The organism is Pseudomonas baetica, from assembly GCF_019733355.1.
Lineage (GTDB): Bacteria > Pseudomonadota > Gammaproteobacteria > Pseudomonadales > Pseudomonadaceae > Aquipseudomonas > Aquipseudomonas baetica_A.
Genome location: NZ_JAIHLQ010000002.1, coordinates 116,617 through 131,951 on the forward strand (window position 1 = coordinate 116,617; position 15,335 = coordinate 131,951).

The following is a 15,335-nucleotide window of genomic DNA, read 5'->3' on the forward strand; positions in this document are numbered from 1 at the left end:
CAGGAACCCACTGTCAGGAGCGTACGCATGACTGATTTGGTATTGCTGCATGGCGGAAACCATGGGTCCTGGTGTTGGGAACACTTTGTGGAAGCGTTAAACCAGCAACCCGGATGCTTCGACCGCGTGATCACTCTGGATATGCCAGGGTGCGGCAAGAAGCGCGGTCGGGATGTTGCGTCCCTGCGGCTAGACGACGTGGTCAACGAACTTAATGAAGACCTGCATGCACTCGGCGTGAACCAGGCCGTGTTGCTTGGGCATTCCATCGCGGGGGGCGTGCTGCCAATGATGGTGGTGGCCGCTCCGCAACTATATTCGCAGCTGGTTTACCTGGCCTGCGCATTGCCCAGTGAAGGCCAATCGATTCTGGCGTTGCTTGGCACTACGCTGCATGGCGAAAGCCCGGAACATGTCGGTTGGCCGCTGGACCCAGTGCAAACAACTCCTCAAGCGCTGGCCGTGGCCATGTTCGGTCAGGACTTGAGTGAGCAAACCCTGAGTTGGTTGTTAAGCGAAGTGAGTCAGGACACGACGCCACTCTGTGTGGCGACAGACTCCATCAGTCGTGAGGGGTATCAAGGATCGATCCCGGCGACTTACATCATCACCCTGCGCGACAACATTTTGCCCATCGACTGGCAGCGCCGTTTTGCGCAACGTGCCGGTGCTGGCGTGGTGATCGAAATCGATACGGCGCACGAGCCGTTCGTATCACACCCCCAGCTGCTGGCGGATGTCGTACGGGGTATAGAGCGGCATGAGTGATGGGCAATATCGGTGTTTTAAGCCGGAGCGACGGCACGGCAAATCAACGCAACGGGTTGATCCTGTCCATCATCGTATTCAACTTTGTCTCGTACGTGTGCAGTGGCTTGCCGCTCGCGGTGTTGCCGGGCTACGTCCTCAATGACCTGGGCCTGACCTCGGTTTTCGCGGGTGTGGTGATCAGCTCGCAGTACCTGGCGACGCTCCTGGCCCGCCCCTTGGCCGGTGGCGTGGCTGATCGCCTGGGTGCCAAATACGCGGTTGTGTGCGGGTTCAGTGGCTTGATGTTGAGCGGCGCCCTGACGGCGCTCGCCATTATCCTGCCCACCCAACCCTGGTTGACCCTGACGCTATTACTGCTGGGGAGGCTGGTGTTGGGGGCGTCCACGGCCATGATCTCCACGCCCTGCTGCACCTGGGCCATCGGGTTATGTGGTGCCCCTCGGGCGGCACAGGTCATGTCGTGGAACGGAATAGCGGCTTACGGCGGCACGGCTGTTGGCGCGCCACTGGGTGTGCTGCTGCGCAATTCGATGGGTATCGCCAGTGTGGGACTGTGCACCGTGTTGCTTGGCTTGGCGTTCCTGCTTTTGGCTCTGGGCAAGCGCCCAGCGCCATTGGTTGCAGGCGCCCGGCTGGCTTTTTATCGAGTCCTGTTCGCGGTCATGCCCAACGGCCTGGTCCTGGTTTGCAGCTCGGTAGGATTTGGCGGGCTTACGGCCTTCGTCGCACTGTATTTCGATAGTCTCGGCTGGGACCACGCCGCTTATTGCTTAAGTGGTTTCGGCGCAGGCTTCATCGTTGCCCGATTGTCGTCGCCGGGAATACTGCAGCGATTCAGAGGGTACAAAGTGGTGGGCGGCTGCCTGCTTGTGCAGACGTTGGGCATGCTGCTGATATGGCTCGCGCCTTCGCCTGCGCTGGCAATTGCCGGCGGCGCGCTGACCGGCATAGGGGTGTCATGGGTCTACCCGGGGCTTGGGGTGGAGACATTGGCCAGCACTCCGGCCGTGAACCGTAACTCGGCGCTCAGTGCCCTTTCATTATTCTTCGATATTGCAGTGGGGATGGCCGGTCCGGTGATGGGCCTGGTTGCGTCAGGTTTTGGTTTTGCTGCGATATTTCTCTGTGCAGCACTGATGTCGATGGGCGGGTTTCTGGTAGTGCTCTGCCTATGGCGGAAGGGCCGTATACGCGATTAGTGTTAGTTGTTTAATAGCATACCTCTGTTTCACATAACTGACGTGCAAGTAAGCTCTCCGACGATCTGTCAGCGGGAAAATAACAGAACCAGCTATACCGCTATTGGCCGATTGCTGCGTGTCATGTCGGGTCGGAATCGACCCGAACCGAGCTCTCAGCGATATATACATAACTACAAGGAGTTCAGCGTTATAAGAATTCGACTTATGAGGACGGCAGAGTCTCTGCGGCTGCGTAGTCTGGAAAGGACATCATCGACTCGATCGCTGGGTGCTCGTAGGTTGAGGACAATACGGCGCTGAGTCGATCGCCCAACAGATTCCAGGCGCGTTTCTTCTCTTCGGCATAGTCGTGATGCAGGTAGTGGCGTCTCACCCGAGAGCCGGCCAGCACATGGTTTTGACAGCGATCGATGACGTCCAGGCTGACACTCAAGGCCTGCATCATGGTCGCTCCCGTTCGGCGCAGGTCATGCGGTGTCCAGTCACCGTTCTGGCCGTTGGCAAGGACCAGCGTATCGTCATGACGCCGCCTGGAGAGGGCCTTGCGGTTTTTGAACCGCGCCTGGCGATCGCCGACCTGTTTACTCACCACTTTTACGTCCACATGCCCATCATCCAGCTTGTTCGGGAAGCACCATTGGGAATGTCCCGTTAGGGTCTTCAGTTCCTGAAAGAAATGCAGGGCGAAGGGGGAGAGGAATACATGGTGGTCCTGTTTCTTGCCGCGAGTGCCTTTGACGTTTTCACTGGGGAGGAACCACGTCTGCTGGTCCAGATCGACATTTTTCCATTCGGCCTGGAGCAACTCGCCAATCCGGCACAGGGTGCCCAGGCTGATCCAAAGCGCGAGTTGGGTTTCCTTCTTCAGTGGTCGAATGCCTTCATATTTTTGCCCGGCGGGGAGGCCGTTGTAATCGGTGGTCATTTGCTGGAAGCGGTTGTGCAGTTCCAACAGCTCAGCCGGCGAAAGGATCCGGCTTCGTTCGGCCTCGTAATCGGCAGGGATCAGGGGGGTGATGTCGACCAGCTCCGTTGGATCGCCCTCGACCAGCAACGCCCGCCAAGGTTGGCGCTTTCTGGCCCAGCTGAACATCTGGCTGAGGTCGGCGAAGAAGCTGATCGCTTGCCGGTGAGCGCCGCGGTTGACCACGGTGCGGATCAGCGCCCGAATATCGTGTTCGGAAACATTGTTCACCGCGGTCTTGCCGAGTGCCGGGAATAGGTCCTTGTTAAAGCGCCGTTGCAACTCGGCATTGCCGTCTTTACGCGCGACGCCATCCAACAGCCAGGCCTTGGCCAGATCCTGGACGGTCAGTGTCTGCACCTTCGTCGACTTTTCTTGTGCGGCTTTTGCGTTCGTCGCGGCATGAGCCTGTGCCTTGGCGGTTTTCTTTTGCTCGTTGGGATTGATCTGCTCATCGATGAGCGCTCGGGCCTGGTTGCGGGCCTTGCGGATGTCCGTCAGGGATTTGCGCGGCCAGGACCCGCAGGAGTACTCTTTGTTCTGGTCGCCCCAGCGATAACGATAGAAAAAGCTGACTGACACACCGTCTTTACGGACTGAGATTCGACCGGCGAGATTGCCATCCTCCCGGAGGATGCGGCCGGCATCATCGGCGGTCAGCGACTCGAGTTCTTTGATGGTGATTTTGGCCATAAAATGAGTTCCCCCTACTTTTCCCCCCACAAAAACGTCGGCTCTTGATGGACGTTACTGGACTCTCGTAGAGCAGAACACCGCTGGAGCTCAAGTAAATACTAGCTTAGAAAAATCCAGAGTAAAATTTTGGAAGCTTTCAAGAAGTATGAAAAAGGAGATGGGGTGCTAGGGGTCGAGTGTTCGAATCACTCCGTCCCGACCATATAATTCAAGGGGTTGCGAGATTTTATCTCGCGACCCCTTTTTATTTACTGGCTTTTTTACCCCCACGAAACGACCGGCTCTGAGTGGAATTCTCACTGCTTTCCGAGTGAGCTGAAATCACATCGAAATGGCCGAACACCATGACCATTCACCGGTGCCCGATTCACTTGAGCTTGCGTCGGATGACGTTGGCCGAGAAATTTTGCCGCGACTCGAGGAAAGCGAAGTCAGTTAAACGGCGGCAATCTGATACTGTTTTTTATGTTGGATCTGAGCCTTTTATTAGTTAACCGGTGCTCTATAGAGTGCGCGTCCGACGCACTAGTGGACAGTGATCGGCCGCCCACTATTTCGGGCTCTCTAAAGACCGGACGACCTCGAGAGTCTTCAGGAACCACCATGAATACTCGTCCAAGCTTTCACCGCAATACACTCCCCGAATCACAACGTGACATTCTCGGCATGATCGCGACCGACCATCATCTGGGCGACATACTCTGCGCCATCTGTCAGATGCACGACGCACAGGCCCCCGAAACCTTCTGCTCTATCCTGCTTACTGATGCCGAGGGCAAGCACTTGCTGAGCGGCGCGGCGCCCAGCCTGCCGGTCGAATACAGTGACGCGATTCATGGAATGGCCATTGGTCCACAGGAAGGAACCTGCGGCACCGCAGCGTTCCGGCGCGAGCTGGTGGTCACCGAAGACATCGCCCGGGACCCGAACTGGGAGCGTTTCCGCAGCCTGGCGCTGGGGCATAACCTGCGTTCCTGCTGGTCACTGCCTTTGCTCTCCCACCAAGGAAGCGTGTTGGGTACGTTTGCCCTGTACCAGAACCGCGTCCATGCGCCGGACGAGGCGCAGATTCGACGACTGGCCTTTGCAGCCCAACTGGCAGTCATTGCGATCCGCCATGAGCGCGACGGCCAACGTCTGGAGGAAAGCGAACAACGGTTTCGTTCATTGTTCACCTATAACCCCAACCCGGTGTTCGCCCTCGATCTGGGCGGCAACATCCAGAGTGTGAATCCGGCGGGCCTGAAGCTGAAACCGCACACTGCGAGCGATTTCATTGGTCATCATTTTTCCCATCTGGTACTCGAAGAAGACCTGGAACGGGTCAGTCAGCATTTTTCCGCAGCCCGCGCCGGAGAACCTCAGCGTTTCGAGGCGCGGGTTCTCGACGAGAGTCAAAATCTGCTGACCATGGACATCTCTAACCTGCCGATCATGGTCAACGGAGAAATCGTCGGGGTATTTGGCATTGCCCGGGACATCAGCGAGCAAAAGCATTTCGAGCGCCAATTGAGTTTCAACGCCAGCCATGACCGCCTGACCGGTTTGCTTAACCGTGTTTCGCTTGAAGACCGGCTTATGCTGGATTGTCACATCAGTCGTCGGCGCAAGCGTCGTCTGGCGGTGATGTGCATTGACCTGGATGGATTCAAATCCATCAACGATTCGATCGGACACTACTTTGGCGATCAGGTGCTGATTGAGGTGGCGCAGCGTATGACCCAGCAGGTTCGTCCCGGCGATACCATCGTGCGCATGGGCGGTGACGAATTTATCGTACTGCTGCCGGACCTGCTTCGTGATGAGGACGTTGTACCGGTGGTCGAGCGCTTGATGGCCAGCATTGCCAGGCCCTACTGCATCCAGGGCATTGACCTGCACCTGAGTGCAAGCGTCGGCATCACCCTGAGCGATGGTCACATCGAGCAGCCGATGCAGCTGATCCAGCAGGCTGACATGGCCATGTACAAAGCCAAGCAGCAAGGGCGCAACAATTTTCAGTGGTACACCAGCGATCTTAATCAGCGCGTTTGCGAGCACGCGAGCCTGCGCAATGACCTGCAAAAGGCGATCGAAACTCAGTCGTTGCAGCTGCATTACCAACCGCAGATAGACGCGCGCACGGGTCGGGTGGTCGGGATCGAAGCGTTGCTGCGCTGGGAGCATCCGGAAAAAGGATTTATCTCACCCGCGGTGTTTGTGCCGGTGGCAGAGGACAGTGGTCAGATCATCCCGCTGAGCCTTTGGGTACTCGATACGGCCTGCGCGCACTTGCGCCAGTTAGGCGAGCGGGGCATCACCGGCATCTCGATGGCGGTGAATATTTCGCCGATGCATTTTCAGCGTGTCCATTTCGTCCAGTATGTACAAGCCACCCTGGAGAAACACGGACTCTGTGGTGAGCAACTGGAGTTGGAGATCACCGAGTCGCTTCTGTTGCATAACGCTGAACAGGCGATCGACACGTTGCACCGGCTCAAGGCGTTGGGGGTTTGCATTGCGCTCGATGATTTCGGCACCGGTTTTTCCAGCCTCAGCTACCTCAAGCGTTTGCCCATCGACAAGATCAAGATTGACCGCTCGTTCATCCAGGAAATCGCCACCGACCATCACGATGCTGCGATCACCCAAGGCATAATTTCCATGGCCCATCACCTCAGCCTGACGGTGGTCGCCGAAGGTGTGGAAACGGCGTCTCAGGTGGATTTCCTGAAGGGCAGTCGCTGCGATGTTTTTCAGGGGTATTACTTTGCCAAACCAATGCCCTATGCAGACATCGAAGCTTTCCTGAGCCATCCCGCGTCCCATCCCTGACCGCCAATTCTGTCTGGACCCAGACCTGTAAATCAGACGCTAAGGCAAATTGTCAGACTCCAACGCAGAACTCCCTCTCCCCAGGCAAGGCGCTCCCTGCGCCTTTCTCACACACTCGGCTCTAACGCTATCGCGCTGCATAACAACAAGAGCCGCGAAAAAATGACTAGTTTCCAACCTGCTACCGAAAATCAGACCGGCCACATCGGCGCCCGTCAGGCCCGTGTCGAGGACGCCGCATTGTTGCGCGGTCTCGGCTGCTATGCCGATGACGCTGCGATCCCGCCGGGGACGCTCCATGCGGCGATCATCCGTTCACCCCACGCTCATGCGCGGATCACCTCGGTGGACTTTTCCAGTGCGCTGCTGATGAAAGGCGTGCACGGCGTGCTGGTCGGCGAAGACGTCAAACGCTGGGCGCTGCCATTTCCGGTGGGTGTACGTCAGCCGATGGAGCACTGGTGCGTCGCCGTCGACAAAGTGCGCTACGTTGGAGAGCCGGTGGCCGTGGTGATCGCCGAGAGCCGCTATCTGGCCGAAGACGCCATCGAAGGTGTGCGCGTTGAATACGAGCCGCTGCCCCCGATCATCGATCCAGAACGGGCCACCGCCGAACAGGCGCCTATCCTGCACGAAGCCGTCGGCAGCAACGTGGTCAACGAACGACGCTTTCGTTATGGCGAGCCGGAGCAGGCCTTCGAGCAGGCGCCGCACAAGGTCTCGCTCAAAGTGAAGTTTCCGCGCAGTTCCTGCACACCCATTGAATGCTATGTGGTGTTGGCTCAGTACGAGCGCGCCACCGGCATTTATGACGTGCTGGCCAATTTCCAGGGCCCCTATGCATTACACACGGTCATGGCCCGGGCTCTGAATGTGCCTGGCAACCGCTTGCGTTTGCGCACACCGAAAGATTCCGGTGGCAGCTTTGGCATCAAGCAAGGGGTTTTCCCTTACGTGGTGATGATGGGGCTGGCGTCACGCAAGGTCGGCGCACCGGTGAAGTGGGTCGAGGACCGTCTGGAACATCTTCAGGGGGCTTCTTCGGCGACCAATCGGGTGACCGAAATTGAAGCGGCGGTAGAAGCAGACGGGCGCATCACCGCTTTGCGTTATGACCAGATCGACGATTGTGGTGCCTACCTTAGAGCGCCTGAACCGGCGACTTTCTACCGCATGCACGGCAACCTGACGGGTGCCTATGCGATCCGCAATCTGCAAGTGCGCAACCGCGTGGTGCTGACCAACAAAACCCCTTCCGGCCTGAACCGTGGTTTCGGTGGCCCGCAGGTATATTTCGCCCTGGAGCGGCTGCTGCAACATATCGCCGTGCAGTTGAAGCTTGATCCGTTGGACGTGATCCGCCGCAACCTGGTGCCGGCCGATGCCTTCCCATATCGCGCGGCCGCCGGTGCGTTGCTCGATTCCGGCAACTACCAAGCTGGCATTGCCTTGGCGGCGGCTGACGGTGGACTCGACGAGTTGCTCAAACGTCGTGATCAGGCGCGGGCCGAAGGTCGAATCTATGGCATTGGCTATGCCGCCGTCATTGAACCCTCGATTTCCAACATGGGTTACATCACCACCGCGATGACACCCGAAGAGCGGCGCAAGGCCGGTCCGAAAAACGGCGCTGTCGCCACCGCAACCATCAACGTCGGCCCGTTGGGTGACGTCAGTGTGCATGTGTCCTCGGCACCGCAAGGGCAGGGCCATCAAACCACCGTCGCTCAGGTCGTCGCCGAAGTGCTTGGGGTTGCATTGGAATCCATCGTGGTCAACGTCGAGCTGGATACTCAGAAGGACGCTTGGTCGATTGCCTCGGGCAACTATTCCAGCCGTTTCGCCGGCGCTGTGGCCGGTGCCGTCTATAAGGCCGCGCTGAAGATCCGCGATCGCCTCGCCGTGATTGCCGGCGAGCAATTGCAGGCCAGTCCCGAAGATATTCGTTTCGCCGGCGGCAAGATTTTTGTGGTCAATGGCGGGGCGGTGGCGCCATTCCATCGGATTGCCGGTGCGACCCACTGGTCGCCGGGCCTGCTACCGGAAGGTGAAAGTGGCGGTCTGCGCGAAACCGCGTTCTGGAGCCCGCCGCAATTGGTGGCCCCGGACGACCAGGACCAGGTCAATAGCTCGCTGTGTTACGGCTTTGTCTTCGACATCTGTGGTCTGGAAATCGACCGCATGACCGGCGAGATCCACATCGATCGCTACGTCACCTGCCATGACGCCGGCCGCCTGCTCAACCCCGCGCTGGTCGACGGCCAGATTCGTGGTGGCTTCACCCAAGGCCTCGGCGCGGCGCTGATGGAAGAATTCGCCTACGGTGAGGACGGCAGCTTCCTCTCCGGGACCTTCGCCGATTATCTGGTGCCAACCGCACCGGAAGTGATCGAACCGGTGATCCTGCACATGGAAACGCCATCGCCCTTCACCCCGCTGGGCGCCAAGGGTGTGGGCGAGGGCAACAACATGAGCACGCCGGTGTGCATCGCCAACGCGGTGGCCGACGCCCTCGGTCGCTCGGACATCCGTCTGCCACTGACACCATCGAAAGTACGCACGCTCATCGGGATCGACGAGCCCCCTCGGCCCGCCGGTATGGAGCCCGACGAAGACCTGGACGCAGCACCTGCCGGTGGACCCGCGTTGCGGGCCAACGACTCGGTGGTGATTCCTGCTTCGCCGCAACAGGTCTTCGATACCTTGCTCGACCCGCAGACGCTGGCGTCGATCATTCCCGGTTGCCACGACCTCGTGCTTGAAGGCGAGAACCGATACCGCGCAGACGTCACCGTCGGCGTCGGCATGATCCGTGCGCGCTTCGAGGCCAAGGTGGCCCTGAGTGATCTGGACCCACCGCATTCGTTGCGTCTGTCCGGTTCCGGCAGCAGCTCGATGGGTTCGGCCCAGGGCCAGGCCAAAGTGCGTTTCGTCGAACTGGAAAATGGCCACACGCGTCTGGAATACCAATACCAGGTGGCGGTCAGCGGCAAAGTCGCCGCGGTCGGCGGCCGAATGTTGCAAGGGGCCTCGAAAGTGATCATCGGACAAATCTTTACTCGCCTGTCGCAACGGGTCAGCGGCCAAGCCATCTCCACCGGCTGGTGGGCGCGACTGCGCGCCTCGCTTGGCGCGCTGTTTGGCAAGGGGGGTGCGCAATGAAACCGGCTGCTTTCGATTACGTTCGGGCTGAAACCCGTCGTCAGGTGGTTGAGTTGCTCGCCGAGTATGGCCAGGAGGCTCGCATCATCGCCGGTGGCCAATCGCTGATGGCGGTGCTGAACATGCGCCTGGCTCAACCCAAGTTGCTGATCGATATCAATCATGTGGCCGAGCTGGCCTATATCGAGCTGCGCAAGGATTGCCTGGCGGTAGGTGCCGGGGTGCGACAGGCGCAGTTGCTGGCGCGTTCGACCCTGATGGACGAGGTGCCTTTATTGGCACTGGCGATGCCCTGGATCGGCCACTTCCAGACGCGTAATCGCGGTACGGTCTGCGGTTCGGTGGCTCACGCCGACCCCAGCGCCGAGTTGCCGCTGTGCCTGGTGACACTGGGCGGCGAGATCGTTCTCGAGTCCAAAAAAGGCAAGCGCATCGTCAAGGCCGCCGACTTCTTCCAAGGCATTCTCACCACCGACAAGCGTGCGGATGAGCTGGTCGTCGAGGTGCGTTTTCCGCTCAAGCGCGAAGGCATCACCTATCGCTTCCGCGAAATCGCCATGCGCCACGGCGACTTTGCAATTGTCTCCCTGGCCGCGGCCATCGGGACGGACCAGGTCGAACTCGGCATCGGCGGGGTCGCCGACCGTCCGCAACGTCGCAGCCTGCCACGGGGTGCGGCGCTGCCTGACGCGCTCAATCAAACCGCCTGGTCGCTCGATGCACAAGACGACGTGCACGCCAGCGCCGCCTATCGCCGCCAACTGGTTCGCGAGCTGGGTCATCAGATGATCGAAGGAGTCTGAACATGCGTGTAACTGCCGACCAAACCTTTCCGATTCGCCTGGAACTCAATGGCCGCTCCCGCGAAGCGCTGGCCGAACCGCGGACCCAACTCTGCGACTTCCTGCGCCACGACCTCGGTGCCACCGGCGTCCATGTCGGTTGCGAACACGGTGTCTGCGGCGCCTGCACGGTGCTGGTGGACGGGGTCGCCATGCGTTCCTGCCTGATGCTCGCGGTACAGGGGCACGAGCGGCGTATCGAGACCGTCGAGTCCCTGGCCGACGACGACACACTGAGCGACCTGCAACAAGCCTTTCGCCGTCATCACGCCTTGCAGTGCGGCTTTTGCACTGCGGGCATTCTCATGTCCTGCGTGGATTTCCTCGAACGGGTACCCAACCCGGACGAGACCCAGGTACGCGACATGCTTTCGGGGCATCTATGTCGCTGCACGGGCTACACCGGCATCGTCCAGGCCGTGCTCGAAGTCGCTGCCCAGCGCCAAACGAACAAAGGGGTATAACAATAATGTTCGATCTCGGACGCAGTTTTCTCGCTGCCGTTGAACGCCGACCGCACGCCGTGGCGGTCAGTGACGGTGCGTTGAAGAAAACCTATGAAGACTGGTTCGTCGATATCCAGAGCGCAGCGCGGGGCTTGCAACGCCTTGGGCTGCAACGGGGTGACCGACTGCTGGTAGCGATGCAGAACCGCTGGCAGATGGCGACCCTGCATTGGGCCTGTCAGTTTGCGGGCGTGGTCATGACCCCGTTGAACTGGCGTTCGACTGCCGATGAACTGGGCTACTGCATCGAAGATGCGCAAATCCGCGCACTGGCTTACGACGACGCGACCGTGGCCGCGGTGGCCGGTTGCAGCGCCGCCACCAGGCTGCCACGGATCGCCGCCGGTATCCGTGCCGCCGACACCGACCTGAGTTTCGAGGAGCTGTGTTCGCAGACCCCCTCCGACATCATTTTGCAGGCCGACGCCGAAGACTTTTCACTGCTGCTGTACACCTCCGGAACCACCAGCAAGCCCAAGGGCGTGCCCCGTCGGCACCGTAGTGAACGCGCCGCGGCGGTGGCCCACGTAGCGCAAAACCTCTACCGCCAGAGCGAGTGCACGCTGGGTGTCATGCCGCTTTACCACACCATGGGCGTGCGTTCGTTGCTGTCCATGGCGCTGATCGACGGGCATTTCGTCTGTGTGCCGAAGTTCGACGTGGAAGCCACGCTGCAGGCCATCGAGCGGGAAAAGGTCAGCAACCTGTACCTCGTACCGACGCTCTACCACATGCTCATCGAGCACCCGGCCTTCGCCCGCGAGCGAGTAGCCAGTGTGGAGAAAATCGGCTTTGCCGGCGCGCCGATGAGCGACGGCTTGATGCGTCGCGTCGAGCAGGCGTTCCAGCCGCAGTTGTTCGTCAACCATTACGGCAGCTCGGAAATCTACACCTTCACCATCGACCAGCAGGCCAGTCGCAAACCCGGCTCCTCAGGGCGCAGTGCAATGAACCAGCGCGTGCGCGTGGTACCGATCGATGCTGAAACGGTGGACGTGCAGGCCAACCCATTGGAGGAGGGCCAGATCATCGCCGACCTGGCGAGTGACGAGGCGTTCGAAGGCTACCTGAACCGCCCTGAGGCGAACGCCAAGGCGTTGCGTGACGGATGGTATTTCACCGGTGACATCGGCTACTTCGATCTGGAAGGCGATCTGTTCGTCACGGGTCGTGTCGATGACTTGATCATCACCGGCGGCGAAAACGTCAGCCCGGCGGAAATCGAAAACATGCTCTCTCTGCACCCGGCAGTGGAAGAAGTGGTGGTGGTCGGTCTGCCTGACGAGCAGTGGGGCAAGATCATTGCAGCGTTTATCAAGCTGCGCGCCGAGGTGTCGGAATGCGACCTCGATGCTCATTGCATCGCTTCGGGCCTGGCCAAATTCAAGCGGCCACGGCGTTACCAGTTCATCGATCAGATTCCCAAATCTCCAGTTGGCAAGGTGCTGCGGCGCGTGCTGCTGGCCCAATTTCAGGAACAGGCCTTGAAGGCCATCAGCTAATCATCCAGAGGACACTCCAATGCAACAACAAGCGATCCAGCAATTTCTCGACACTCAGTTCGATGGCTTCCAGGTTGAAGTCGATGTGTCCCGCGAGCGCGCTGACATCATCCTCAACCGGGCGCCGTTGAACGTCATTTCCATGGGGCAGCGCGATCAACTGCGCCTGGTCTTCGAAGCCCTCGATGCACACAAAGATGTGCGCGTCATCGTGCTGCGCTCGGTGGGTGAACACTTCTCCAGCGGTGGCGACATCAAGGGTTTCCTTGAAGCTTCGCCGGAGCACGTTTCGAAGCTGGCCTGGAACGTTGCGGCACCGGCACGTTGCGAAAAACCGGTAATCGTCGCCAACCGTGGTTACACCTTCGGCGTCGGTTTTGAATTGTCCCTGGCCTGCGATTTCCGCGTTGCTTCGCAAACCACGCGCTACGCCTTGCCGGAGCAGAACCTGGGTCAGATCCCAGGCTCGGGAGGCTCCGCACGCCTGCAGAAAATCATCGGCATCACCCGCACCAAACACATGGTGATGCGCGCCAAGCGCATTACGGGCGACCAGGCCTATGCCTGGGGTATTGCTACCGAGGTCGTGCCAGATACCGAACTGGAAAACACCGTCGATGCGCTGGCTGATGAACTGCGGCGCTTCTCGCCGCTGGCTCAGCGCACGGCGAAAAAACTGATCAACGACAACGAAGATGCGCCGCTGACCGTCGCGATCGAAATGGAAGGTCACTGCTACAGCCGCCTGCGCAGCTCCAAGGACTTCAAGGAAGGCGTCGAAGCGTTTCACAGCAAGCGTCCGGCAGTGTTCACCGGCGAGTAAATGCGTACCGGCGAGCAGGCCCGGGAGCATGTCGGCAACGGCGTGCCTCCCTATGGAGCAGGGCCTGCCGCCCCTTCACTGAAACTGATAGGGCGCATCAATATTCGTTAATAGAAAACCCGTTGCGGGGCTCGTAGGGTGAGATCGGCTGCACCGAAATCCGTCCAATAAATATAAAAATCGGAGTTCCACTTATGGCTTCTAGCTGGCTGGTATTAACCATCGTGGCCGCCTACAGGGTGGTCTTGGCGTTGATCAGTTTCTGGGTTCGACGCTCTACACAAAGCGCGAAAAACTTCACCTCCGGAGGCAAGGAATTCCCGGCGGTGATTCCATCGTTGCAGGCCTTTGCGCAATTTTTCGGGCACATGCACGAATGGATGGCCGGGATCGCCGTTGCAGGACTGGCCGGGGCGCTGTTCGGCACCATGGCCGCGCTAACCATGGGCATCGCCACCTTGTTGCTCAAGGACTTCTATCAGCCGTTCTTTAACCCGCCGCCGGGTGACCGGGCATGCCACCAAAACAATAATGACGAGGTAAGGCCATGCAGCCTGTGACCCTTTCCACCCCCGAAGCCGACATGGCCGGGGACTTGCCAGCAGGCGCCAGCCTGCGTGGCTGGCTCGACCATTTGCAGCGCCAGCAGCGTTTGGCAATGATACGTCCCGGCGTGGACCTGCGTTTCGGCGTTGCAGCGATTGCTAATCGTCTGGACGGCAAGAGCGCTTCACTGTTTCCCCAGCCTGGCGGCCACTCGATTGCGGTGGTTTCCGGCCTGCTGTCCGACCGGCAGTGGATGGCCGAGGCGATGGGCGTGGAGTCCGCTGAAGTGTTGGCGCGTTTCGAGGCGGCCAGCCTCAATCCGCTGCCGTGGCGGGAAGTCAGCGATGCAGCTTGTCAGCAAGTGGTGCATCGCGAGATCGACCTGAACAAACTGCTACCAATTCCCACCCACAACGAGTACGACAGCGGCCCTTACATCACCGCTGGCCTGCTGATTACCCGCAACCCGCGCACCGGGGTGCAGAACGTTTCGATTCACCGCTTGCAGGTGAGCAGCCCAAATCGACTGGGTGCATTGCTGCTGCCACGCCATGCGCTGGCCTTCTTTCAGGAAGTCGAGGCGCTGGGTGAGGATCTGGACGTGGCGGTGGTAATTGGTGCTGATCCGCTGACCTTGCTGGCGTCCCAGGCCATCGTGCCGATCGATCACGACGAACTGGAAATCGCCGGCGCTCTGCATGGCCGTCCGCTGGCGGTAACGCGCTGCGTGACCCATCAGATTCGCGTGCCTGCCGACGCCGAGATCGTCATCGAGGGCCGGTTGCTGGCCAAGGCGCGGGAGATGGAAGGGCCGTTCGGCGAGTTTCCGCAGTACTACGGCGAACGCGCCGAGCGACATGTGATCGAAGTCGACGCCGTAACCCATCGTCACAACCCGATCTTTCACACCATCGTCGGCGGCGGCCTGGAACACTTGCTGCTCGGCGGCATCCCGCGCGAAGCGACCATGCTCGCGCACTTGCGCCGCAGTTTTCCGTGCGTGCGTGACGTGCACCTGAGCAAGGGCGGAGTGTGTCGTTATCACCTTTATGTGCAGATCGACAAACGCTCCGAAGGCGAGGGCAAGAACGTCATCCTCGGCGCGCTGGGCGGTCACTACGACATCAAGCATGTCACCGTGGTGGATCTGGATGTGGACATTCATGACCCCACCGAAGTCGAGTGGGCGATTGCCACCCGTTTCCAGGCCGACCGCGACCTGGTGCTGATCCACGAATCCCAGGGCTCGAAACTCGACCCGTCCACCCGTGACGGTGTCGGCTCGAAGATGGGCTATGACGCCACGGTGCCGCTGTCGGCACCGACCATGCGCTTCAAACGAATCCAGGTGCCGGGCCAACAGGAAGTCGAACTCGACAAGCTAGCGCACGCGGCGCCGCAAGACTGGCAACGCGTGCTCCAGACGCACGATTGAACCCGGCGGCCGTTGGTGTTCAGCGGCCTGTTTCCGATAGTTCCAACCAACTCAAGACACGTCTTGCGTGAG

11 protein-coding genes are annotated in these 15,335 nt (G+C 59.8%); 10 read left to right on the forward strand and 1 reads right to left on the reverse strand.

All coding sequences use genetic code 11. The features are described from left to right. Positions 1–27: 27 nt before the first annotated feature. Both K5E40_RS02180 and K5E40_RS02185 read left to right on the forward strand, forming a co-directional pair. Positions 28–768, forward strand: a complete 741-nt coding sequence (locus K5E40_RS02180; protein WP_221729439.1) for an alpha/beta fold hydrolase — start codon at positions 28–30, stop codon at positions 766–768. Beyond that, the gene (locus K5E40_RS02185; protein ID WP_020300766.1) at positions 768–1,970 is read left to right on the forward strand and encodes an MFS transporter; all 1,203 of its coding nucleotides are present in this window, start codon (positions 768–770) and stop codon (positions 1,968–1,970) included. The genes K5E40_RS02180 and K5E40_RS02185 overlap by 1 nt, the downstream gene beginning before the upstream one ends. A 205-nt stretch (positions 1,971–2,175) precedes the next feature. On the opposite strand, the gene K5E40_RS02190 is transcribed toward K5E40_RS02185, so the two are convergent. After that, positions 2,176–3,630, reverse strand: coding sequence for a site-specific integrase (locus K5E40_RS02190; RefSeq protein ID WP_047530966.1), 1,455 nt, complete (start codon positions 3,628–3,630; stop codon positions 2,176–2,178). A gap of 606 nt (positions 3,631–4,236) precedes the next feature. Between K5E40_RS02190 and K5E40_RS02195 the strand changes: the two genes are divergently transcribed. The 8 genes from K5E40_RS02195 (at position 4,237) to K5E40_RS02230 (ending at position 15,263) form a co-directional block, all read left to right on the forward strand. Continuing rightward, a complete protein-coding gene (locus K5E40_RS02195) occupies positions 4,237–6,447 on the forward strand; it encodes a bifunctional diguanylate cyclase/phosphodiesterase (RefSeq protein ID WP_221729440.1) in 2,211 nt (736 codons plus the stop codon). A 162-nt stretch (positions 6,448–6,609) separates the two neighbouring features. Then, entirely contained in the window at positions 6,610–9,609 is a 3,000-nt protein-coding gene (locus K5E40_RS02200) for a molybdopterin cofactor-binding domain-containing protein (protein ID WP_221729441.1), read from the forward strand. Further along, complete coding sequence (locus K5E40_RS02205; protein WP_017737798.1) at positions 9,606–10,412, forward strand: xanthine dehydrogenase family protein subunit M; 807 nt, start codon at positions 9,606–9,608, stop codon at positions 10,410–10,412. The genes K5E40_RS02200 and K5E40_RS02205 overlap by 4 nt, the downstream gene beginning before the upstream one ends. Before the next feature lie 2 nt (positions 10,413–10,414). Further along, positions 10,415–10,915, forward strand: a complete 501-nt coding sequence (locus K5E40_RS02210) for a (2Fe-2S)-binding protein (RefSeq protein WP_008060977.1) — start codon at positions 10,415–10,417, stop codon at positions 10,913–10,915. A gap of 5 nt (positions 10,916–10,920) precedes the next feature. Next, positions 10,921–12,459, forward strand: coding sequence for an AMP-binding protein (locus tag K5E40_RS02215; RefSeq protein ID WP_034113328.1), 1,539 nt, complete (start codon positions 10,921–10,923; stop codon positions 12,457–12,459). Positions 12,460–12,478: 19 nt separating this feature from the next. Further along, the gene (locus K5E40_RS02220; protein WP_052229556.1) at positions 12,479–13,282 is read left to right on the forward strand and encodes an enoyl-CoA hydratase/isomerase family protein; all 804 of its coding nucleotides are present in this window, start codon (positions 12,479–12,481) and stop codon (positions 13,280–13,282) included. 194 nt (positions 13,283–13,476) lie between these two features. After that, entirely contained in the window at positions 13,477–13,842 is a 366-nt protein-coding gene (locus K5E40_RS34845) for a hypothetical protein (RefSeq protein ID WP_017737795.1), read from the forward strand. Continuing rightward, positions 13,830–15,263, forward strand: a complete 1,434-nt coding sequence (locus tag K5E40_RS02230; protein ID WP_017737794.1) for a UbiD family decarboxylase — start codon at positions 13,830–13,832, stop codon at positions 15,261–15,263. The genes K5E40_RS34845 and K5E40_RS02230 overlap by 13 nt, the downstream gene beginning before the upstream one ends. Positions 15,264–15,335 lie beyond the last annotated feature (72 nt).

Bases quoted from the DNA above. Each gene is read 5' to 3' on its own strand.
- K5E40_RS02205 (WP_017737798.1), top strand. From the start codon at position 9,606: ATGAAACCGGCTGCTTTCGATTACGTTCGGGCTGAAACCCGTCGTCAG.
- K5E40_RS02230 (WP_017737794.1), top strand. From the start codon at position 13,830: ATGCAGCCTGTGACCCTTTCCACCCCCGAAGCCGACATGGCCGGGGAC.
- K5E40_RS02210 (WP_008060977.1), top strand. From the start codon at position 10,415: ATGCGTGTAACTGCCGACCAAACCTTTCCGATTCGCCTGGAACTCAAT.
- K5E40_RS02195 (WP_221729440.1), top strand. From the start codon at position 4,237: ATGAATACTCGTCCAAGCTTTCACCGCAATACACTCCCCGAATCACAA.
- K5E40_RS02190 (WP_047530966.1), bottom strand. From the start codon at position 3,630: ATGGCCAAAATCACCATCAAAGAACTCGAGTCGCTGACCGCCGATGAT.
- K5E40_RS34845 (WP_017737795.1), top strand. From the start codon at position 13,477: ATGGCTTCTAGCTGGCTGGTATTAACCATCGTGGCCGCCTACAGGGTG.
- K5E40_RS02220 (WP_052229556.1), top strand. From the start codon at position 12,479: ATGCAACAACAAGCGATCCAGCAATTTCTCGACACTCAGTTCGATGGC.
- K5E40_RS02185 (WP_020300766.1), top strand. From the start codon at position 768: ATGGGCAATATCGGTGTTTTAAGCCGGAGCGACGGCACGGCAAATCAA.
- K5E40_RS02200 (WP_221729441.1), top strand. From the start codon at position 6,610: ATGACTAGTTTCCAACCTGCTACCGAAAATCAGACCGGCCACATCGGC.
- K5E40_RS02180 (WP_221729439.1), top strand. From the start codon at position 28: ATGACTGATTTGGTATTGCTGCATGGCGGAAACCATGGGTCCTGGTGT.
- K5E40_RS02215 (WP_034113328.1), top strand. From the start codon at position 10,921: ATGTTCGATCTCGGACGCAGTTTTCTCGCTGCCGTTGAACGCCGACCG.